Here is a 19,552-nt window from a genome sequence, read left to right on the forward strand (position 1 = left end):
TGCTCTAGGGGTTGACGGGTTTCGAGGAACTCGCTTACGGCATCGATATGTCGTAGGAGCTATGGTGGTCGTGGCGTTTCTTGGGTATGCGGTGCTCGGGCTGGTGGAGTTCAATGCCTTCCGGACCGGTGTCTATGACCTGGTGATATTCGACCAGGGTGTTCGGGGGTACGCGGGGTTCGGGGCGCCGCTTTCGTTCGTCAAGGGGAACTGGAGTCAGGCCGGATCGGCGTTCTCGTTGCTGGGGGATCACTTTTCCCCGATTCTGGTACTGTTGGCTCCGCTGTATTGGATTCACGACGGGCCCGAGACGCTCATCGTGGCACAGGCCGCGCTTTTCGCACTGGCGGTCCCGCCGTTGTGGGTTTATGTGCGGCGGGCGCTCGGCGTCGGGCCCGCCTATTGGCTGAGTGTGGCCTACGTGCTGTCCTGGCCGGTCGCCGAGGCTGTCGGATTCCATTTTCATGAATATGCGTTCGTGCCGCTGATCACGGCCGTCCTGTTCGAGCGGATCCAGGCCGGCCGTACCTCTCATGCCCTGGCCGTGGCCGCGGTGCTGCTGCTGGTCAAGGAGGATCTTTCGATCTTCGTCGCGGGGCTCGGGTGCGGTCTTCTCCTCGTACGCGGGTGGCGGCGGGCGGGGCTGGCGATGGTGCTCGGGGGGTGCGCGTTCCTGTGGCTGGCGGGCAAGGTGCTCATTCCCGCATTCGGCGGGGACCCCGATCGTTACTGGTACTACAGCGCATGGGGGCAGGGGCCGGGCGAGGCCGCCGTGCGCATGCTCACCCACCCGCTGGACGTCGTGGGCGTGGTGCTCTCGCCGGACACGAAGGTGTGGACGCTCCTGCTGCTCGTGGGCCCGTTGCTGCTGTTGCCGCTGCTTTCGCCGTATGTCCTGGCTCCGGCGGCGCTGCTGGCCGAACGCATGCTCGCCACCGATGCGGGCGCGGCGGGCTGGTGGGGGACCCGCTACCACTACAACGCCGCGATCGTGATGGCCCTGCTCTGCGCGGCGGTGGACGGCGCGGTGCGGCTTCGGCGCATGCTGAACGGGCGGGCCACGTGGTTCGTCCCGGCATGGGCCACGACCGTGACCGTCGCGATGGCGGCGACCGTGCCGTTCTTCGCACTCGGCGACATGCTCAACCCCGGCTGGTACGGCGCCGCGCCCCGCGCCGTGGCCGCGAAGGAGGCCATGCGTCATGTCCCGGACGGCGTGCTGGTGGAGACGGCCAACGCGCTCGGCCCGAACATCTCGGCACGGACGAGGGTCGTCGCCTGGGCCGCGAAGACCGCACAACGTCCCGAACGTGCGCCCTGGGTGCTGGCGGACGTCATCGCCAGGCAGCCGCACTTCGCCTCGGTTCAGGAGCAGGTGGCGGATGTCGGCCTGCTCCGGCGGCGCGGCTATGTCGAGGTCTTCGCGCAGGAGGGATATGTCGTCCTTTGCGACCCGAGGGCGGATGCTGTGTGCGGCTGAACCGTGGTTCCGGCGTGCCGCTGAACGATCATGTTCTGCGGCATGGGCGCGACCGGCCTAAGGTGTCCCTACTGCGTAGTTCATCCAGAAAGGTGGGAGCGCCGTGGGGGTGCGCCGGGCGAGCGCCCATGCCGAACTGCTGGACCGTCGTGCGTTGAACCGGGCGTCCCTGCATCGCCAGGCGCTGCTGGAACGGGTGGGCGGGGACGACGTCGTGGCGATGGCCGAGCGCGTCGGCGGGCTCAACGGCCAGCATCCCAACGACCCGTACCTCGCCCTGCACTCCCGCATGGACGACTTCGCGCTCGGCGACCTGACCTCGGCCGTCGAGGAGCGCCGCCTCGTGCGTTCGTGCCTCATGCGCGCCACCCAGCACCTGGTCAGCGCCGCCGACTTCCACTGGCTGCGGCCCCTGCTGACGCCGTTGCTCACGCGGGTGCAGCGCAACGCGTTCGGCAAGCGGACCGAGGGGATCGACCTGGCCGAACTCGTCGCCGAGGCCCGGCAGATCCTGGCCGAAGGCGCCGTGACGCGTCCCGAACTCGGACGCCGCCTGGCCGCCACCAGGCCCGGCGCGAACGGCAGTGCGCTGGCCTGGTCGGTGCAGTACCTGCTGCCGCTGCTGCATCCCGCGCCCAGCGGCACCTGGGACGCCTCCGGCGCGATCCCCGTCGAATGGGCCGAGGCGGTACTCGGCGCTTCGCCGTACCCGCCGGATCCGAAGGTGCTGGTCCGTAGGCATCTGGCCGCGTTCGGACCGGCTTCGACGGCCGACATGCGGTCCTGGTCGGGTGTGGCCGGGCTCGGCGAGGTCGTCGAGGCGATGGGGGAGGAACTGCGTACGTTCCGGGACGAATCCGGGCGCGTGCTCTACGACCTGCCGGACGCGCCCCGCCCGTCGGGTGACGTACCCGCTCCGGTACGGCTGCTCGCCGCCTACGACGGCATGCTGCTCGCCTACGCCGACCGCACCCGCGTGATGAGCGACGAGGTACGGCGGCGCGTGTGCGTCGGGGACCTGATCGACCAGACGGTCCTGGTCGACGGTCAGGTGGTGGGCGTATGGCGGCTGGACCGACGGGCGGGAGTCGTCAGCGTGCTGCCGTTCGAGGCGTTGTCCGGCGAGGACGCCGACGCGGTGGGCGTCGAAGGGCTCAGGATCCTGGCCCTGGTCGCACCCGGCGAGGCCGCCTCGCACGACGTGAGGTTCGTCTCGGCATCGGACTGACGTCTCAGCCCGCGGTCGCCTCCAGGTCGGGCGTGGGGGTGGCCGGTTCGGGGCGGGGCTCGGCGAGGTCGTGCGCGGTGCGGGCGAGCCAGGCGATCTGCAGGGCCAGGCCCACGACCATGACGTCGGCGTAGATGTCGTCGCCTGCCAGACGGGTGAGTTCGAGGGCGATCGGCACGACGAGGGCGGCGATGCCGTACACGACGGTCGAGGTATGCCATCTCGGGTCATGGCGCTGGGCGCGTAGCACGATCACCGTCCAGACCAGCGAGGCGAGCCCGCAGACCAGGACGACGGCGTCGGGCGAGGGCACGTCGAGCAGGTCCGTCACACCGACGATGCCCGTGCCCGCCGTACCCAGGACGCCCGCCACCCTGGCCAGCGGGGCCGCCTCCTGCGCCTTGCCCAGCACCGGGTGCAGCAGCAGGACGACCGCGCACATCACGGTCGAGTTGATCAGCAAGGCCGCCCAGGGCGTCGACTCGAGGAACAGGTACACCAGGCAGCTCGCCGCCGCCACGTACAGCGCGATCCGCGCCCGCTGCGTGGCCCCGTCGAGCACAGGCGCGACTGCCCCCACGACCACACGCGGCCCCCGCAACGCCTGCCACAGGCTCCACGTCCACATCCCCCCGACCCCGAGGAGCAGCACCAGATGCGCAACCGTCGTGGGCGGCTCCCCCTCCCCGAACGAGAACGCCGCGACCGGCCGCAACACCCCCAGCCCGCCACTCGTCACCGCCATCACGGCGGCAACCCCCACCACCATCGCGTACACCCCGGCCACCACAGCCGCAAACACACCCATCCGATAACTACGCACCACGAATCAACTCTCCTCCGACAACCCGGCCCGCCCACCCTAGCCAGTGGGTATGTCAGGATCCATGCGTCACGGTCGCCGGGGGCGGTGTCACTCGGATCGCGACGCCCGATCGGCGGGACTTCGGCTTCGTGAGTGGCCGTAGGCGAGGTCCGCCAGCCCTGAGGCGGCTCACAGCGACCTCCCGTAGTGCTCCGCCACGACCCCCGCTCTCTCGTGCAGTGCGGTGCGGAGCCAGGGTGGGCTGAGGGCTTCGGCGTGGGGGGAGAGTTGCCAGAGGGTCCATTCGGCGTGTCTGGCGTCCTGGAAGGTGGCCTCGATGAGGAGATGGCCTTCGGGGGTGGTGGATTCGGACAGGACGGCGAGTGCGGTGGCGACGAGGGGTTCGCGGTGGGTGGGGGGTAGGCGGGTGAGGACGGTGACCTGGGCGTCGCCGCCGGTGCGGAAGCGGGTGCCGCGTTCCTGCCAGGCGCGGTTCAGGTCGACCCGGTCGGGGCGTTGGGCGAGGTCGGGGAGTTCCTCGGCGGCGAGGATGCGGGACAGGCGGTAGGTGCGGTCCTGGCCTGCCCGGGTGGCCAGGAGGTAGCCGCGCTCGCGTACGGTGACCAGGCCGATCGGGTCGACCGTGCGCCACTCGGGCGCCTGGCCGAACGCGGCGTAGTGGATGCGCAGCCTGTGCCCGGCGAACACCGCACGCAGGACCTCGGCCGAAACGGCGTCCGGCACCTCCTCGTCGGCCAGGCGGCGCGACAGCAGATCGGTCTGCGGATCGACGAGCAGCCGCCCGGCCGCCCCGGCGGCGGTGTCGCGATAGCTCTCGGGCAGGGCGTCGACCACCTTGAGCATCGCCGAGGCGAGCGCCGAGCCGAGACCGAACGCCTGCGCGCCACGCCGCGACCCGGCGACCAGCAGGGCGAGTGCCTCGTCGTGATTCAGGCCGGTCAGTTCGGTACGGAAGCCGGGCAGCAGGGCGAATCCACCGTGCCGCCCGCGTTCGGCGTAGACGGGGACTCCGGCCGCCGACAGCGCCTCGATGTCGCGCAGCACCGTGCGCGTGGACACCTCCAGCTCACGCGCCAGCGCCGTCGCCGAGAGCCGGCCGTGCCGGCGCAGCAGCAGGACGAGCGAGACCAGCCGATCGGCACGCATACGAAAACCCTAGGCCAATACACGACACAGGATGTCGTGTATTGGCGGCAGGCTGATGACAACACCGAATGAACACACCGAATGAACACGGCGAATGGAGTGAACCGAGATGACGATCGAACGTACGGCGGTCAACCCGTGGGAGTGGTCGACGCACCTGGGCTACAACCAGGGTGAGCTGGTCTCCGGGCACGGCCGGACCCTGTACCTGTCCGGGCAGGCCGCGATGAGCGGCGACGGCAAGCCCCAGCACCCGGACGACATGGCGGCGCAGTTGGCCCTGACGCTGGACAACCTGGAGGCCGTGCTCGGCGAGGCCGGGATGACGCTCGCCGATCTGGTCAGGCTGACGGTGTACACGACGGACGTGGACGGACTGTTCGAGCACTACGGTGTGCTCGCCGCCCGGCTGGGCGCGGCCGGGGCGGCGCCGTCCACCACGATGCTCGGCGTGACCCGCCTGGCCGTCCCGGGCCTACTGGTCGAACTCGAAGGCACCGCCGTAGCCTGAGCCGGGCACGGAGCCCGGGCGCGATGGTCAGATGCTCACCCCGTGCGCCACCAGCAGCGCCACCGCGAGCCCCGCCACGGCGATCGCCGCACGGAACGCCCATCTCCCCTGGAGCACCACCCCGGCCGCCGTCACCCCGCACGCCAGCCCCAGCACCCCCCACGCCCACCCGGACGACATCCCGGACGGCGGGCAGAACGCGAGCAGCCCGGTCGCCGCCAGCAACGGCACCGGCAGCAGCACGGCGATCCCCCTGGCCCCGAGCCGCTGCGGCCAGCCGTGTACGCCGTTGGCCCGATCCGCCTCCAGGTCGGGCAGGACGTTGGCCAGGTGCGCCCCGAGCCCGAGCAGCGCGGCGGCGGCCACCGCCCACCACGCGGGCCACGGACGGCCGGGCAGCCCGAGCGTCACGAACGCCGGGAGCGAGCCGAAGCCCACCACATAGGGCGCCCAGGAGAACACGGTCGCCTTCACCCCCAGGTCGTACGCCCACGCCGCCCCGACACCGGCGAGATGCACGCCACCGGCTAGCAGTCCGGACGCCAGCGACAACGGCACGCACAACCCCAGCGCGACGAAGGAGGCGACACGTACGGCGCGGACGCCGACCAGCCCGGCGGCGATCGGCTTGTCGGTGCGCCCGGCGGCGGCGTCGCGTTCGGCGTCGGCGGCGTCGTTGCACCAGCCGATCGACAGTTGCCCGCTCAGCACGGCGGCGGCGACCAGCACGCATCCGGCCGCGTCACGGCCCGAGGCCATGGCGACCACGGTGACCAGGGCGGTGACGGCGACGGTCGGACCGGGGTGGCAACTCCCGGCCAGCCCTTTCAGCATGCGCACGCGACTCAGCGTTCCCACCTGACCGATCGCCGGTTCCACGCCACTTCATGGGCATAGTAACCAGAGGCCGGGACAGCGATCCTGGAGGAACACCGGAGAGAGGCCAGATGACCTTGATCGCAGCCGTGCACGCCGTACTTCCGGAGAACCGATACCCGCAGGCCGATGTGACGGAGATCGTCGCACGGACGTTCCTCCCGGCGGGCGCCGACGCCACGCTGCTCAAACGGCTGCACGACAGCGCGCGGGTCGAGCACCGCGACTTCGTGCTGCCCCTTGAGGAGTACGGCAAGCTCGACGGGTTCGGCGCGGCCAACGAGGTGTTCGTCTCGGCCGCGGTGCGGCTGGGCATCGAGGCGGTGTCGGGGGCGCTTGAGCAGGCGGGGCTGGAGCCCGGCGACGTCGATCTGATCATGTTCACCACGGTCACGGGCATCGCGGTGCCCTCGATCGACGCCAGGGTGGCCGCCGCGCTCGGCATGCGTCCCGACGTCAAGCGCATTCCGATCTTCGGCCTTGGCTGCGTCGCGGGGGCGGCGGGCATCGCCAGGCTGCACGACTACCTGCTGGGCAGGCCCGATCACGTGGCCGTGCTGCTGTCGGTGGAGCTGTGCTCGCTCACCCTGCAACGCGGCGACACCTCCACGGCGAACCTGGTGGCCAGCGCGCTGTTCGGCGACGGCGCCGCCGCCGTGGTGGCCTGCGGGGCCGACCGAGGCAGCGCGCTCGCGGGGCCGACCGTGATCGACACCCGGAGTCACCTCTATCCGGACACCGGGCACGTCATGGGCTGGGAGGTGCGCGACAGCGGGTTCGGCGTGGTCCTCGACGCGAGCGTGCCCGAGGTCGTCCGTGCGCACCTGCCCGGCGACGTGCACGGCCTGCTCGGCGAGCACGGGCTGAGCACGCGGGACGTGACGGCCTGGGTGTGCCATCCGGGCGGCCCCAAGGTCCTCGAAACGGTCGCCGAGGTCCTCGATCTGCCGCCCGGCGCGCTCGATGTGACCTGGCGCTCGCTGGCGGCGCACGGGAACCTGTCGTCGGCCTCCGTCCTGCACGTGTTGCGCGACACGATGCGCGAGCACGCACCGCCACCCGGAACGCCGGGCGTGCTCATGGCGATGGGCCCGGGGTTCTGCGCCGAACTCGTCCTGCTGCGCTGGTAGGCGGCGATGGTCTGGTACACCCTTCTCGTCCTCGCGGTCGGCGTCGAGCGGATCGCCGAACTCGTCGTCGCCAGGCGCAACACACGCTGGAGCATGGAGCGCGGCGGCGTCCTGAGCGGGCAGCGCCACTATCCCTGGATGGTCGTCCTGCACACCGGGCTGCTCGCCGGGTGCCTCGCGGAGGTGGCGCTGGCCGATCGGCCGTTCCTGCCGGTGCTCGGGTGGCCGATGCTGGCGCTCGTACTGGCCTCGCAGGCGTTGCGGTGGTGGTGCATCCGGGCGCTGGGGCATCGGTGGAACACCCAGGTGATCGTCGTGCCGGGGCTGCCCGCGGTGCGCAGCGGGCCGTACGCGATCGGGTGGCTGCGGCATCCGAACTACGTGGCGGTGGCGGTCGAGGGGGCCGCGCTTCCGCTCGTGCACACCGCGTGGGTCACCGCGCTGGTGTTCACCGTGCTCAACGCCGTGCTGATGGTGGTGCGCATCCGGTGCGAGAACGAGGCGCTGGCCCTGCTGGGCGAGCGGGAGGCCCGTTGATCGACGTCATCGTGGCAGGCGGCGGCCCGGCCGGGCTGGCGACGGCGATCCACGCCTCGCTGGCCGGGCTCAGCGCCGTCGTCGTCGAGCCCCGCAAGACACCGGTCGACAAGGCGTGCGGCGAAGGCCTGATGCCCGGCGGCGTCGAGGCGCTACGGGCGATGGGCGTGCGCCTCGAAGGGCGTGCGCTGCACGGCATCGACTACGTCGACGGGTCCACCCGGGCGCGCGCCGACTTCGGCCGTGCGCACGGCATGGGCATACGGCGCACGGTCCTGCATGCCGCCCTGGCCGCACGCGTGGCCGAACTCGGCGTGCCCGTCGTCACGGCCAGGCTCGACGACCTGCGCCAGGACGGCGGCGGCGTCGAGGCGGCGGGCATGCGGGCGCGCTGGCTGGTCGCGGCCGACGGCCTGCACTCACCCCTGCGCACCCGCCTGGGCCTGGGCCTGCCCGACCGAGGACCCCGCAGGTACGGCCTGCGCAGACACTTCCGGCTGGCCCCGTGGTCGGACCACGTCGAGGTGCACTGGTCGGGCGAGGGAGAGGCATACGTGACGCCGGTGGCCGACGACCTGGTCGGCGTGGCGATCCTGAGCACCCGGCGTATGCGGTACGAGGAGCACCTGGCCGCCTTCCCCGGCCTGCTCGCCCGTCTGTCCGGCGAGGCGGCGACGCCCGTCAGGGGAGCGGGGCCGCTGCGCCAGCGGGTGCGCGGCCGGGTCGCCGGACGTGTGCTGCTGGTGGGCGACGCCGCCGGGTACACCGACGCGCTCACCGGCGAGGGCCTCTGCCTGGCCGTGCTGTCGGCGCGTGCGCTGGTCGGCGCTCTGGTCAGGCAACGGCCGCAGGACTACGAGCGGGCGTGGCGGCGGCTGTCGCGCACGCATCGGGTCCTGACCGGCGCCCTGCTGGCGGCGACGCGCCGGCAGGGCACCGCCCGCCTGGTCGTCCCGGCCGCCGCGCGCGCACCGTGGCTGTTCACGGCGGTGGTCCGGGCATTGGCCTGACCTACGGCCTCACCCCTCGTATGTGATCCGCCCTCCCGTCATCGCCAGCCGTACGGGCGACTCGGCGAGTTCGTCGGGAGGCGCGGTGACCGGGTCGAGGGCCAGGGCCGTCAGGTCGGCGCGGTAGCCGGGGGCGATGCGTCCGGCGACGTGCTCCTCGTTCGCGGCCAGGGCGGCGTGGGTGGTGCAGCCTTCGAGTGCGGCCAGGCCGTCCAGGCCGCGTCCCGTGGCCGCGCCGTAGGGGGTGCGGGCCGAGCGCAGGATCTGGCGGGCGTCGTGGTGTGCGATCGGCCAGTCGGAGCCGAGCGCCACGGTCGCGCCGGAGGCCCGCAGGTCGCGAAAGCGCCAGGCGCGTGCGGCGCGTTCCGCGCCGAGGCGGAGCGACCACTGGTCGGAGTGGTCCTCGCGGGAGTAGGCGGTGTGCGGCGGCTGGAGCGAGGCGACGACGCCGAGCCGGGCGAACCTGGCCAGCTGCCGGTCGCCGAGCGTCTCGATGTGCTCGACGCGATGACGGGGTCCGCCCTGCGCGCCGAGGCTTTCGACGGTGTCGAGCACGTGCCGTACGGCGGCGTCGCCGATGGCGTGGGTGGCGGTGGCGACCCCGGCGAGATGAAGCGTGCGCACGGCCCGGCTGTAGGCGGCCGGGTCCGGCCAGAACGCCTCGGTGCCCTGGCCGTGGCAGTCGGGATGCTCCAGCCAGGCGGTGCCGCCTTCGACGGTGCCGTCCATGAACAACTTCACCCCGCCGACCCGCCAGTTCGTCCCGCGTTCCCGCTGCAGGGCGATCAGCGGGGCGAGGTCGGCGCCGGGCATGCACCACGGATGCAGCCGCAGCCGTACCGGCAGGTCGTGCTCGCAGGCGCGCAGCAGGTCGAGGTCGTCGGCGCCGAGATCCATGACGTGCAGGCCGGTCAGACCGGTCGCGGCCATGCCGGAGAGCAGGTCGATCAGCCGCGCCCGCCGTACGGGCTGCGGGGTGCGGGGCAGGAAGGGGGCGAGCAGTTGCATGGCGGCGTGCTCGACGAGGTGCCCGGTCGGGCGGCCTTCGACGTCGCAGACGACCCGGGCGCGTTCGGCGAACGTGCGCGGGCCGTCGATCCCCGCCATCTGGAGCGCGGCCTTGCTGGCCAGCACCGAGTGGGCGTCGTACAGGCGCAGGTGCGCGGGCGCGCCCGCCAGGGCGTCCTCGATGAGGCCGTGGTGCGGGGGCTGTCCGGCGAAGACGTTGTGGTCCAGGCCGTGCCCCAGCACCCAGCCGTCCACCCGGGGCGCGCTGCGCAGGGCGGCGCGCAGGCCCGCCAGGTCGGCGACGTGCGAAAGGTCGGTGCCCGAGGCCAGGTCCAGGCCCCACAGCGGGTGGCTGTGGCTGTCGGTCAGGCCGGGCACGAGTGTGGCCCCCGCCAGGTCGACGACCCGGGTGCCCGGCCCGCACCACGCCCGCGCGTCACCGGCGTCCCCGGTGGCGACGATCAGCCCGCCGCGTACGGCCACCGCCTCGACGGGCGGCGCATCGCCCGCGACGAGGGTACGGACGCGGGCACCGGTCAGGACGAGGTCGGCTGCGCGCACGGGTCACTCCCTTCCCGCTCGCCGTCCCGGGGCTCGGCGGCGAAACGCCGGTACACCTCGGGCCTGCTCGCCCGCAGCCGGTAGGCGGCGGCGATCCCGGCGACGAACACGGCTGGCACGGTGACCAGGATGACGACATTGACGACGGTCGCGCCGCCGGTGAACAGCGAGAGCCTGGTGGTGATCAGCCCGAGCGCACCCGTCAGCAGGACGGCCGCGAGCAGCGGCGCCACGCGCGTGCGCCAGAGGCTCTCCCCGCTGGGCGTGCGCCGGAAGAAGAGGTACACCGCGACCGCCGTCACGGCCATGAGCGCGACGAGGCTCATCATGCCCAGGGTGTTCACCCAGAGCAGCAGATGCGTGTACGGATCGGCTCCCGCCAGGCCGAAGGCGAGCACGACCACGAAACCAAGTGCGGTCTGGGCGATCCCCGCCACATAGGGCGACTGGTGACGAGGGTGGATACGACCGAGCACGGCGGGCAACACGCCCTCTTCGGACAGCGACAGCGTGTAGCGGTTGATCGCATTGTGGAAGGCGAGGAGCGAGGCGATGATGCTGGTCACGATGAGGACGTGCATCAGATCGGCCGCCCATCCGCCCACATAGGTGGTGATCGCCGAGAAGAACAGCCCGGCGGGGTCGTCGGCCGCGGCCCGGCCGATCTGTGCGGCGCCGTAGGCCTGGATCACGATCCAGACGATGAAGGCGTAGAACAGGCCGAGGAAGCCGAGTGCGATGAAGGTGGCGCGCGGGATGGTGCGATCCGGGTCGCGTGCCTCGCGGCGGTAGATCACGGTGGACTCGAACCCGGTGAACGCCCCGAACGCGAAGGCGAGCACCGCGATCATGCCGGGCACGCCGATGTTGCCCGGCGCGAACGAGGTCAGGCTGAGATCGGCCTTGAGCAGGACGCCTCCCGCCAGAAGCAGCAGGATGGCGGTCTCGGCCAGCAGCAGGACGCCCAGGAGCTTGGCGCCGAAGTCGATCGAGCGGTAGCCGCCGAGGAAGGTCAGGACCAGTCCGGCCAGGGCGATCGGCAGCCACGGCACGTCCCAGCCCAGCAGGGCCTTGAGCGTCCCGGCCGTGGCACTGCCGAGCAGGCCGTACACGCCGATCTCCATCGCGTTGTAGCCGAGCACGGCGAGCATGGCGCCACCGGCGCCCGCCGGACGGCCGAGGCCGCGGGTGATGAAGGCGTAGAAGGCGCCGCCACTGCGGACGTGGCGGCTCATGGTGGTGAACCCGACTGCGAAGATCACCAGGGTGAGCCCGGCGGCCAGGTACCCCACCGGCGCGCCCACGCCTCCCAGCAGGAGGGCGATGGGTGCGACGCCCGCCATGACGGTCAGGGGAGCGGCGGCGGAGACGACGTAGAAGGAGATGTCCGAGGTGCCGAGTACGCCGGATCTGAGTCCGGGGGAGGGTGTGGACATGTCAGCGATGCCCCTTCCGGCCTGCACTGAAAATCTAAAGGCTGTAGGTTTTGGCAATGTAGCCCCCCTGGACAGCTCTGGGAAGAGGAGAACGCGATGATGGGCCGGCCACGCACCCCCCTGCTGGACCGCGACCGCATCGGCCAGGCCGCCCTGGCCCTGGTCGACGAGCAGGGCGAGGTCAGCCTTCCGCAGATCGCCCGCAGGCTGGGCGTGCGCACCGCCTCGCTCTACCACCACGTGGAGGGCCGCGAAGGCGTCATCGAGCTCATCCGCGAGCACATCTCCCGCGAGATCGACCCCGTGGGCCTCGACACCCAGCCCTGGGAGCGGGCCCTGGCCTCGTGGGCCCGCTCCTACCGCACCGCGTTCGCCGCGCACCCGCGTGCGATCCCGCTCCTGCTGACGACCGCGGTCCGGGCCCCGCGCGTGCTGCAGCAGTACGACAAGGTGGTCCGCATCCTGCTGGACGCCGGTTTCGCCGAGGACGCGACGCTGGTCGTGCTGACCGCGCTGGAGAACGTGATCCTCGGATCGGCGCTCGACCTGGCCGCGCCCGATCCGATCTGGCAGCTCACGGGGCAGCCGCGCACGCCCGCCCTGGGACGCGCCATCGCCGCCACGCCTCCGGGGCGGGCCGACCTCGCCTTCGAGGTGGCGCTGACGGCGGTGCTCGGACACATCGCGGGGATGCGGGCGACGTGACCGCGACGCCCGACCGGCTCACCGGTCGTCCGGGCCTGCCTCCATCGGGAAGTGGATCGGGCTGAGCAGGTACCTGGCGCGGGCCGGGGACGGGAGGTTGGCCAGGCGGGGCAGGATCGCGCGGCGGAGCTCGCCGAGCAGCTCCTCCAGCTCGCCGCGGTCGAGCCAGACGGCGTGCTGCCGGTAGCCGACCAGGTCCGCCGCCGGATCGGCGCCCTCGCGGTCGAGATAGGCGTCGAACTCGGCGACCAGGACGGCCATCGCCGTGGCGAACACCCGCCGATGCTCGTCGGCCGACAGCGCCGCGGCGGCGTCGGCGTCGACGGCGACCCGGTCGTGGCGCAGGCGGTAGCCGCGTTCGACCGCGCCGCGCACGCGCCTCTCCTCGGCCACCTCCAGGACTCCGGCGTTCGCGAGCAGGTCGACATGCCGGTAGAGCATGGCCTTGGAGACGTCGGGGATGCGGGCGTGCAACTGGGCGGTGGTGAGGGCCCGGTCCCCGCGCATCGCGTGCACGATCCGCAGCCGTATCGGATGTGCCAGGAGCTCCAAGGTATCCACGATGTCCTACGTTCTCATGTCATGCTACCGTTCGCAAAACTGTAGAAAGGTGGTGCCGGTATGGCATCGGAAACAGATCCGGCGGAGATCGCGACGGCGGTCGTCGACCTGGCGGCACAAGGGCACTTCGCCGACGTCGTACGGCTGTTCGCGCCGCCGCTGCGCGCGGTGGCGCCCGCCGGGACGTTGCGTGCCGCCTGGGAGGCCGAACTGGCCGGGATCGGGCCCTACCGCACGACGGGCCCGCCGATCGTTGAACCGGCCCCGGCGGACTGGGTGGCCGCGTCGGGACAGGCGAGCCTGGTCAAGGTGAGCGTCCCCGTCACACACGAACGCGGCGAGCTGACGGTCGTCATGTCGGTCGACGACAACGGCCTGGTGCAGGGGCTCCAGCTCGTGCCCGCCGCCACCGGGACGTGGACGCCGCCGCCCTACGCCGTCCGCGAGAGGTTCGACGAGCACGACGTCACCGTGGGCTCGGGCGAGCGGGCCGTGCCGGGGACGGTGAGCCTGCCGCGCGGGCGCGGTCCGTGGCCCGGTGTGGTGCTGCTCGGCGGCGGCGGCCCGTTCGACCGGGACGCCACCGTCGGGCCCAACAAGCCGCTGAAGGACCTGGCCTGGGGCCTGGCCTCCCGAGGCGTCGCGGTGCTGCGCTTCGACAAGGTGACCCACGTGCACGGCGGGCGCTCGGCGGGCACGATGACCGAGGAGTACCTCCCGCATGCCGTCGCCGCGGTCCGGCTGCTGCGGGGGCAGCCGGGCGTCGAGCCCGGACGCGTGTACGTCGCGGGGCACAGCATGGGGGGAAAGGTCGCCCCGCGGGTCGCCGAGGCGGAGCCGTACGTGGCGGGTCTGGTCGTGCTGGCGGGCGACACCCAGCCCATGCACCACGCCGCCGTGCGCGTCGTGCGTCATCTCGCCTCGGCCGATCCCGGACCGGCCGCCGATGCCGCGATCGAGGCGATCACCAGGCAGGCGGCGCTCGTCGACGGTCCGGACCTGTCGGCTGACACACCGGCGGCGGAGCTGCCGTTCGGCTACTCGGGGGCGTACTGGCTGGACCTGCGCGACTACGATCCGGTCGCGACCGCGGCGGGTCTGGACATCCCGATGCTCATCCTCCAGGGCGGGCGCGACTACCAGGTGACGGTCGCGGACGACCTCGCGGGCTGGCGGGCGGGACTCGGGGCGCGTGCGGATGTCGACATCCGCGTGTACGACGCCGACGACCACCTGTTCTTTCCAGGCGAGGGGCCGTCGAGCCCGGCCGACTACCAGGCGCCCCAGCATGTCGACCCGGCCGTGATCGACGGCATCGCCGACTGGCTGGCCGGGCCGGATGTCAGCCGTCGCGTCCCTTGAGCAGGCGGTTCAGCTCGGCGTCGGCGCCGTCGTACCCGGCGTCCGAGATGCGTTGCAGTTCGCGCAGGTCGCCGGTCGCGCTCGCACGGCGGGTGAGCAGGAGTCCGGCGTGCATGGACCCCTCGTCCAGGAGTTCGCTCAGCTCCGTGAGGTCGTCCGCAGCGTCGGCGAGGTCGGCCAGGCGGTCCAGGGCGGCCTCGTTGCCCGCGTCGGCGAGCTCGCGCAGGGTGTCACGGTCAGGATCGGTGTTCGTCATGACACCATGCTGCGACCTTGCCCCTGGGGAAGGGTCAAATGACACGATGGCCCGGTGATCACCATCGGGCAGCTGGCCAGGTACGTCGGGGTGTCGATCAAGACCATCCGCGTGTACCACGACAAGGGGCTGCTGCCCGAGCCCGGCCGCGACGCCTCCGGCTACCGGCGGTACGGCGCGGACGCCGTCGTCGACCTGATCAAGATCCGGACTTTGGCCGAGGCGGGCGTGCCGCTGGCCCGGATCCGTGAGCTGCGATCGGCGGGCGAGGCGGAGTTCCAGCAGGCCCTGCGCGAGATCGACGACGCCTTCACCGAACGCATCCGCGCCCTGCGGGCCACCCAGGAGCGCATGCGCCGCCTCGCCGCCGGAGACCTGGGACCGCTGCCCGCCGAGGTCGACGCCCACCTGGAACGGCTGACCCGTTGGGGATTCACGCCCCGATGGGTGAGCCTGCAGCGCGACCTGTGGATCCTCGTCTTCGCCACCCACCCCGACCACGCCCTGCGCCTCTTCCACGACCAGGCGCAGACCCTCTCCGACCCGTCGATGCGCCGCCTGTTCCTCGCCTACGACCAGGCGCACGACCTCGACCCCGGCGATCCCCGCATCGACGCGCTCGCCGCGAGCATCACCGAGGCGACCGCCCGCAGGTACGCCTCCGCCGAGCCGCCCGAGCTGGGCACGGCCTCCGCGATCCCGGACCTCATCCAGAGCGCGGTCAACGCCTCCTCCCCGGCCTGGCAACGCTTGGACGGACTGCTGCGCGGCGGGGTCAGAAGAACCAGTGCGGAGGGTCGTCCCCCCGAGCGGTGATCGTGCCGAACGACCCTCCGACGTACCCCAGCGGCCGGCCGTCCCGCTCCCACGTCTCCCGCACCTCGCCGACGACCACACTGTGATCCCCTGCGACGAAATGCCGTTCGACCGTGCACTGCAGATGCGCGACGGCGTCAGGTACGACGGGAACCCCGTGCCGGTCGTGCACGACGTCCAGCCCGGCGAAATGATCGGCCCCACGCGTGGCGAACCGCAGTGCCAGATGCTCCTGGCGTACCGAGAGGATGTTGACGGCGAAACGCCCGCTGGCGACGACCGCGTCGGTGGTGCGCGCGCCCGTGGTCAGGCAGACCAGCAGGAGCGGCGGCTCCAGCGAGACCGACGTCAGCGAGTTGACCGTCATCCCGTGCGGAACCCCGCCGTCGCTGGTGGTGACGACGGCGACGCCGGTGGCGAAACGCCTCATCGCACGGCGCATGGTCAGCGGGGCCACGGTGCCGGAAACCGTCATGGGAGCAGTCCGATCGCCGGGTAACGGACCTCGAACGTCGTCACGCCCTCGTCGGTACGCCAGGGGCCGTGCGGCATGGCGGGCGGGCGGCAGGCATACATCCCGGCGGTGAAGGCACGGCCGAGCGTGAGGTCGACGAAGGAACCCTCCAGGATGTAGACCTCCTCCCAGAAGTCGTGCCTCTGCACCCCCGAAGGCGTGGAGTCCGCGCCGGGCGCATAGCGCAGGATGCGGGTCGCGACTCCCGTGTCCGGATCCCGGGAGAGCACGCGCTCGGTGATCATCGGGTCGTCGCCCGCGCACACGGTGAAGCCGATCGCGGTGACGGGGAAGAACTCGTGCTCCGGCTTGCTCACGGCCGCACCGCGCTCTCGGCGTCGTAGCTCGCCAGGAAGGCCTCGACCTCGGCGAGCGGCTCGTCGAAGCCGTAGTTGCGAAAGGCGTAGCCCTTCACCACGAACGGCGCTCCGGCATAGAACATCTCGTACTGGTGATGGCGTCCGGCGAATTCGCTGCCCACCGCGTCCCAGACGAGTTTGAACAGCCTTGAGCGAGGCCAGATAGTCGGATCCTGTGCGCATCAGACGCTCCTTGGCTGCGTGCGATAGGTGTGGGTCACGGCCTGCCGCCCGGACAGGTGGAGCCGTAGCTGCCAGCGACGGCCGTGTACGAACGTGCCGCCGAGCAGGGGAAAGGTGCCGCAGAACAGCACCAGGTCCGAGGTGATGTCGCCGAGCGCGGCGCTCATCTCCCGCAGCAGTTCGGCGGGAGGGCGGAGCACGGCCGCCCGGCCCGCCTGGTAGGGCCGGTCGTCGACGGTGGAGTCGAGACGGAGGCCGTCCCAGTCGAGCGACGACAGGTCGGCGCCGATCTCCACGACCGTGGCCCCGATCGGTTTGGGGCAGGCCGCCTTCGACGCGGCGATGTCGGCGCGCTCCAGTGCGCGGTCGGTGTGGTCGGAGCCGACGGCCAGGAAGTGCCTGCCGTCGTGGCGGATCACGACCGGCTCCACCTCGCCGGAGGTCGCCGCGCCCGGCACCTCGACGACCGGGTGGGTGGTGAGCAGGCCGGGATCGAGGTCGTAGAAGGCGGGCACGGCCGGCGGCGGCGCGACGCCGATCCTGGCCAGTTCGGCGATGTGCTCGGCCACGGCCGCCCGGTCCCTGGCGGTGTACCCGGCGACGACCAGCCGTTCCGGGCGCAACGCCAGCCGCTCGGCGGTGCCGTGCACGGTCACGTCCAAGGCCCGCGACATGGTCACCTCCCCGCCGGACGGCGATCGGCCAGCACGGGGAAGTCCGCCCGTACGGCATCGACCAGGGCGGGATCGGCCTCGCAGAACGTGAGCCCCTCGCGTGTCCCGGCCTCGGCGAGCACCGTCCCCCAGGGGTCGACGACCCGGCTGTGCCCGCCCAGCTCGACGCCGCCCTCCTGGACGCCGACCGCGTTGCAGGCGATGAGCAGCACCTGCTCCTCGACGGCACGGCAGGTCGTGAACAGCTTCCAGTGCTCGACACGGGCAGCGGGCCAGGCGGCGGGCACGACGACGGAGCGGGCTCCGGCATCGATCAGGGCCCGCCACAGCTCGGGAAAGCGCAGGTCGTAGCAGGTGGCGACGCCGAACGACCCCAGCGCGGTGTCGACGGACCCGACGGCGTCACCCGGCGTGAGCAGCTCACGCTCGCGGGAGGCCTGCCCGAACAGGTGCATCTTCCGATAGGTGTGGGCGATCCCTCCGTCCGGGTCGATCAGGACGGCCGTGTTGTACAGCCGGCCGTCGGGATCGCGTTCCACGATGCTGCCGAGATGCACATGGGCGCCCAGCGCCCTGGCCCACTCCCTGGCGATCATGACCGTGGGGCCGCTCAGCGTCTCGGCCCGCTCGGCGTAGGCGTCGAAGGCGAAGTACCCGACCGCCCACAACTCGGGCAGCACGACCAGATCGGCCCCACGCGCCTCGGCGATCATCCGGCCGACCCGGGCGCGCCGTGCGCCGGGCGACTCCTCAGGCGGGCTGGCGACCTGGAGCATCGCGATCCTCATCACAGTCCCTCTCTCATGGACATCATGTATACAAGTGGTATGGCAGAACGGCAAGGGGGTGTTCACGCGGTCGACGAATCTCAATTTCGTATGCAATTCAAGGGACAAGCTACCCTTGACAGGGCGATTTCGCGCCCTAACCTGACCAACATGCATACAATCCAGCACTCCGCAGGCCAGACGTCCGCCTCACGGATCCGCCCGCACGACGTCGCACTCGGCACCGATCGGTCCGGCGTCCTGACCGTGGAGGGCGTCTCGGTGGCCGAACTGGCCCGGCAGTACGGCGCACCGCTGTGGGTCATGTCGGCGCACACGCTCCGGCACAACCTGGCGACGATCACCGATGCCTTCCGGCAGGCCGGCCCCCGCAGCCGCGTCGTCTACGCGAGCAAGGCCAACCCGGCCCCGGCCGTCATCGCCCTGCTCGTCCAGCAGGGCGCCATGGTCGACGTCGCCAGCCTCGGACACGCGGTGCTCGCCGAGGAGGCTGGCGTCGCGTCCGGCCACGTCGTCGCCAACGGCAACTGCAAGTCCGACGCCTATCTGCGATGGATCATCGACGCCCAGGTCGCCGCCGTGAACGTCGACTCCCTCGACGAACTCGACCGGCTGATCTCCCTTGTACGGCCGGGCGACGCCGAGGTGCGGATCGCCCTGCGCCTGGCGACCGACCTGGAACGCCACCACGACGACCCGAGCATGTTCGCCTCCGAACTGGAGACGAAGTTCGGGCTGACGGACGCCGACGCCCTGCGTGCCGCCGATCTCATCGCACGGGCCACCGGCGTACGCCTCGTCGGCCTGCACCATCACCTGGGCTTCACCGCCTACGACTCCGCCTACGACGCCAAGCTCGACATCCGGCGCCGCAGGCGGGTCGTCGAGCAGCTGGTCGCGGTCGCGGGCGAGCTGCACCGCTCCCGTGGCGTCACGCTCGAGGTCCTCAACTACGGCGGCGGCTATCGCGTCCAGACCGACACCGGGTACGGCCCCGGAGCCGTGCGCAGCCTGCCGGAGATCGAGGCGGTCGCCGACGCCACGGCGGGGTACACAGCACGGCTGCTCGCCCAGTCCGCACTGCCCGAGGTCGACATCTGGGTCGAGCCCGGCGGCTACATCATCTCCAACGCCGCCGTTTTCGTCGGCCGCGTGGGCGTGCGCAAGACGGTCTCCGTACGAGGTGAGCGGCGGCAGTGGGTGTTCCTCGAGGACACCTCCGCCTATCACTTCGTCAGGCGGCTCATGGTGGACGTCTACCACCCGGCGCTCGCCGCGAGCAGGATGGGCGAGCCCTGCACCGAACACGTGCGCATCGCGGGCGCCACCTGCGCGCCGGACGAGGTGACCCCTCCGGTCGTGATGCCGGAACTCGGCCGCGGTGACCTGGTCGCCCTGCTCGACCAGGGCGCGTACTGCGAATCGGTCTCCACCGAGTACTGCGCGCTCCCGCTGCCGCCCACTGTGCTGGTGGACGGGCACACGACACACGTGATCCGCCGCAGGCGCACGGTCGAGGACATCGCCGCCGGGTACCTCCTGCCCGGCACTGCGGCCGTCGGCACCCCGCATGCCGGGTAGCGCC

The 19,552-nt window shown here is 71.9% G+C and carries 22 protein-coding genes; 10 read left to right on the top strand and 12 right to left on the bottom strand.

What is annotated here, in order from left to right; translation table 11 throughout:
- Window positions 1-70 precede the first annotated feature (70 nt).
- Complete coding sequence (locus tag ACTWNK_RS05890) at window positions 71-1,480, top strand: DUF2079 domain-containing protein (RefSeq protein WP_474302499.1); 1,410 nt, start codon at window positions 71-73, stop codon at window positions 1,478-1,480.
- 103 nt (window positions 1,481-1,583) lie between these two features.
- Entirely contained in the window at window positions 1,584-2,708 is a 1,125-nt protein-coding gene (locus ACTWNK_RS05895; protein WP_474302501.1) for a winged helix DNA-binding domain-containing protein, read from the top strand.
- Between the two features lie 4 nt (window positions 2,709-2,712).
- On the opposite strand, the gene ACTWNK_RS05900 is transcribed toward ACTWNK_RS05895, so the two are convergent.
- Window positions 2,713-3,516 carry a hypothetical protein gene (locus tag ACTWNK_RS05900; protein WP_474302503.1) on the bottom strand — a complete coding sequence of 268 codons (804 nt, stop codon included), beginning with the start codon at window positions 3,514-3,516 and terminating at the stop codon, window positions 2,713-2,715.
- A gap of 186 nt (window positions 3,517-3,702) precedes the next feature.
- Complete coding sequence (locus ACTWNK_RS05905) at window positions 3,703-4,680, bottom strand: helix-turn-helix transcriptional regulator (RefSeq protein WP_474302505.1); 978 nt, start codon at window positions 4,678-4,680, stop codon at window positions 3,703-3,705.
- 115 nt (window positions 4,681-4,795) lie between these two features.
- On the opposite strand from ACTWNK_RS05905, the gene ACTWNK_RS05910 reads away from it, so the two are divergent.
- Window positions 4,796-5,191, top strand: coding sequence for a RidA family protein (locus ACTWNK_RS05910; protein ID WP_474310844.1), 396 nt, complete (start codon window positions 4,796-4,798; stop codon window positions 5,189-5,191).
- A gap of 27 nt (window positions 5,192-5,218) precedes the next feature.
- Here the strand turns inward: ACTWNK_RS05910 and ACTWNK_RS05915 are convergent, their stop codons facing one another.
- On the bottom strand, window positions 5,219-6,025 hold the full coding sequence (locus ACTWNK_RS05915; protein WP_474310845.1) for a UbiA family prenyltransferase: 807 nt from the start codon (window positions 6,023-6,025) through the stop codon (window positions 5,219-5,221).
- Window positions 6,026-6,138: 113 nt separating this feature from the next.
- Here ACTWNK_RS05915 and ACTWNK_RS05920 point away from each other — a divergent pair, with 113 nt between their 5' ends.
- The 3 genes from ACTWNK_RS05920 to ACTWNK_RS05930 are packed head-to-tail and all read left to right on the top strand — an operon-like array spanning window position 6,139 to window position 8,744.
- Window positions 6,139-7,197, top strand: coding sequence for a type III polyketide synthase (locus tag ACTWNK_RS05920; RefSeq protein ID WP_474302507.1), 1,059 nt, complete (start codon window positions 6,139-6,141; stop codon window positions 7,195-7,197).
- A 6-nt stretch (window positions 7,198-7,203) separates the two neighbouring features.
- Complete coding sequence (locus tag ACTWNK_RS05925; protein ID WP_474302509.1) at window positions 7,204-7,734, top strand: isoprenylcysteine carboxyl methyltransferase family protein; 531 nt, start codon at window positions 7,204-7,206, stop codon at window positions 7,732-7,734.
- Window positions 7,731-8,744 carry an NAD(P)/FAD-dependent oxidoreductase gene (locus tag ACTWNK_RS05930; RefSeq protein ID WP_474302511.1) on the top strand — a complete coding sequence of 338 codons (1,014 nt, stop codon included), beginning with the start codon at window positions 7,731-7,733 and terminating at the stop codon, window positions 8,742-8,744. The genes ACTWNK_RS05925 and ACTWNK_RS05930 overlap by 4 nt, the downstream gene beginning before the upstream one ends.
- 9 nt (window positions 8,745-8,753) lie before the next feature.
- Here ACTWNK_RS05930 and ACTWNK_RS05935 read toward each other — a convergent pair whose 3' ends face one another.
- A complete protein-coding gene (locus ACTWNK_RS05935; RefSeq protein ID WP_474302513.1) occupies window positions 8,754-10,313 on the bottom strand; it encodes an amidohydrolase in 1,560 nt (519 codons plus the stop codon).
- Window positions 10,289-11,749 carry an APC family permease gene (locus ACTWNK_RS05940; protein WP_474302515.1) on the bottom strand — a complete coding sequence of 487 codons (1,461 nt, stop codon included), beginning with the start codon at window positions 11,747-11,749 and terminating at the stop codon, window positions 10,289-10,291. Before ACTWNK_RS05940 ends, ACTWNK_RS05935 begins: the two co-directional genes overlap by 25 nt.
- 96 nt (window positions 11,750-11,845) lie before the next feature.
- Between ACTWNK_RS05940 and ACTWNK_RS05945 the strand changes: the two genes are divergently transcribed.
- Complete coding sequence (locus ACTWNK_RS05945) at window positions 11,846-12,454, top strand: TetR/AcrR family transcriptional regulator (protein WP_474302517.1); 609 nt, start codon at window positions 11,846-11,848, stop codon at window positions 12,452-12,454.
- An 18-nt stretch (window positions 12,455-12,472) separates the two neighbouring features.
- On the opposite strand, the gene ACTWNK_RS05950 is transcribed toward ACTWNK_RS05945, so the two are convergent.
- On the bottom strand, window positions 12,473-13,006 hold the full coding sequence (locus ACTWNK_RS05950) for a helix-turn-helix domain-containing protein (RefSeq protein WP_474302519.1): 534 nt from the start codon (window positions 13,004-13,006) through the stop codon (window positions 12,473-12,475).
- A 69-nt stretch (window positions 13,007-13,075) separates the two neighbouring features.
- Here ACTWNK_RS05950 and ACTWNK_RS05955 point away from each other — a divergent pair, with 69 nt between their 5' ends.
- Complete coding sequence (locus ACTWNK_RS05955) at window positions 13,076-14,377, top strand: alpha/beta hydrolase family protein (protein ID WP_474302520.1); 1,302 nt, start codon at window positions 13,076-13,078, stop codon at window positions 14,375-14,377.
- Here ACTWNK_RS05955 and ACTWNK_RS05960 read toward each other — a convergent pair.
- A complete protein-coding gene (locus tag ACTWNK_RS05960) occupies window positions 14,358-14,633 on the bottom strand; it encodes a hypothetical protein (protein WP_474302522.1) in 276 nt (91 codons plus the stop codon). The genes ACTWNK_RS05955 and ACTWNK_RS05960 overlap by 20 nt on opposite strands.
- Before the next feature lie 54 nt (window positions 14,634-14,687).
- Between ACTWNK_RS05960 and ACTWNK_RS05965 the strand changes: the two genes are divergently transcribed.
- Window positions 14,688-15,449 (top strand): MerR family transcriptional regulator, encoded by a 762-nt coding sequence (locus ACTWNK_RS05965; RefSeq protein WP_474302524.1) that lies wholly within the window; start codon window positions 14,688-14,690, stop codon window positions 15,447-15,449.
- Here the strand turns inward: ACTWNK_RS05965 and ACTWNK_RS05970 are convergent.
- Genes ACTWNK_RS05970 through ACTWNK_RS05990 form a run of 5 tightly spaced genes read right to left on the bottom strand, consistent with a single transcriptional unit; the run spans window position 15,409 to window position 17,967 of the window.
- Window positions 15,409-15,924, bottom strand: coding sequence for a flavin reductase family protein (locus ACTWNK_RS05970; protein ID WP_474302526.1), 516 nt, complete (start codon window positions 15,922-15,924; stop codon window positions 15,409-15,411). The two genes, ACTWNK_RS05965 and ACTWNK_RS05970, sit on opposite strands and share 41 nt — an antisense overlap.
- Window positions 15,921-16,280 (bottom strand): cupin domain-containing protein, encoded by a 360-nt coding sequence (locus tag ACTWNK_RS05975; protein WP_474302528.1) that lies wholly within the window; start codon window positions 16,278-16,280, stop codon window positions 15,921-15,923. Before ACTWNK_RS05975 ends, ACTWNK_RS05970 begins: the two co-directional genes overlap by 4 nt.
- Window positions 16,277-16,486 carry a 4-hydroxyphenylacetate 3-hydroxylase C-terminal domain-containing protein gene (locus ACTWNK_RS05980; RefSeq protein ID WP_474310846.1) on the bottom strand — a complete coding sequence of 70 codons (210 nt, stop codon included), beginning with the start codon at window positions 16,484-16,486 and terminating at the stop codon, window positions 16,277-16,279. The genes ACTWNK_RS05975 and ACTWNK_RS05980 overlap by 4 nt, the downstream gene beginning before the upstream one ends.
- A gap of 18 nt (window positions 16,487-16,504) precedes the next feature.
- Entirely contained in the window at window positions 16,505-17,179 is a 675-nt protein-coding gene (locus ACTWNK_RS05985; protein WP_474302530.1) for a DUF2848 family protein, read from the bottom strand.
- A gap of 2 nt (window positions 17,180-17,181) precedes the next feature.
- Window positions 17,182-17,967, bottom strand: coding sequence for a carbon-nitrogen family hydrolase (locus ACTWNK_RS05990; protein ID WP_474302532.1), 786 nt, complete (start codon window positions 17,965-17,967; stop codon window positions 17,182-17,184).
- A 150-nt stretch (window positions 17,968-18,117) separates the two neighbouring features.
- Between ACTWNK_RS05990 and ACTWNK_RS05995 the strand changes: the two genes are divergently transcribed.
- A complete protein-coding gene (locus ACTWNK_RS05995; RefSeq protein ID WP_474302534.1) occupies window positions 18,118-19,548 on the top strand; it encodes a diaminopimelate decarboxylase family protein in 1,431 nt (476 codons plus the stop codon).
- Window positions 19,549-19,552: the final 4 nt, after the last annotated feature.

It is taken from the genome of Nonomuraea sp. IBHARD001 (assembly GCF_056106265.1).

Excerpts from the sequence above, each read along its gene's own strand:
- ACTWNK_RS05900 (WP_474302503.1), bottom strand. The coding sequence starts at position 3,516 with ATGGGTGTGTTTGCGGCTGTGGTGGCCGGGGTGTACGCGATGGTGGTG.
- ACTWNK_RS05905 (WP_474302505.1), bottom strand. The coding sequence starts at position 4,680 with ATGCGTGCCGATCGGCTGGTCTCGCTCGTCCTGCTGCTGCGCCGGCAC.
- ACTWNK_RS05915 (WP_474310845.1), bottom strand. The coding sequence starts at position 6,025 with ATGCTGAAAGGGCTGGCCGGGAGTTGCCACCCCGGTCCGACCGTCGCC.
- ACTWNK_RS05920 (WP_474302507.1), top strand. The coding sequence starts at position 6,139 with ATGACCTTGATCGCAGCCGTGCACGCCGTACTTCCGGAGAACCGATAC.
- ACTWNK_RS05925 (WP_474302509.1), top strand. The coding sequence starts at position 7,204 with ATGGTCTGGTACACCCTTCTCGTCCTCGCGGTCGGCGTCGAGCGGATC.
- ACTWNK_RS05940 (WP_474302515.1), bottom strand. The coding sequence starts at position 11,749 with ATGTCCACACCCTCCCCCGGACTCAGATCCGGCGTACTCGGCACCTCG.
- ACTWNK_RS05945 (WP_474302517.1), top strand. The coding sequence starts at position 11,846 with ATGATGGGCCGGCCACGCACCCCCCTGCTGGACCGCGACCGCATCGGC.
- ACTWNK_RS05955 (WP_474302520.1), top strand. The coding sequence starts at position 13,076 with ATGGCATCGGAAACAGATCCGGCGGAGATCGCGACGGCGGTCGTCGAC.
- ACTWNK_RS05960 (WP_474302522.1), bottom strand. The coding sequence starts at position 14,633 with ATGACGAACACCGATCCTGACCGTGACACCCTGCGCGAGCTCGCCGAC.
- ACTWNK_RS05970 (WP_474302526.1), bottom strand. The coding sequence starts at position 15,924 with ATGACGGTTTCCGGCACCGTGGCCCCGCTGACCATGCGCCGTGCGATG.
- ACTWNK_RS05985 (WP_474302530.1), bottom strand. The coding sequence starts at position 17,179 with ATGTCGCGGGCCTTGGACGTGACCGTGCACGGCACCGCCGAGCGGCTG.
- ACTWNK_RS05990 (WP_474302532.1), bottom strand. The coding sequence starts at position 17,967 with ATGAGGATCGCGATGCTCCAGGTCGCCAGCCCGCCTGAGGAGTCGCCC.
- ACTWNK_RS05995 (WP_474302534.1), top strand. The coding sequence starts at position 18,118 with ATGCATACAATCCAGCACTCCGCAGGCCAGACGTCCGCCTCACGGATC.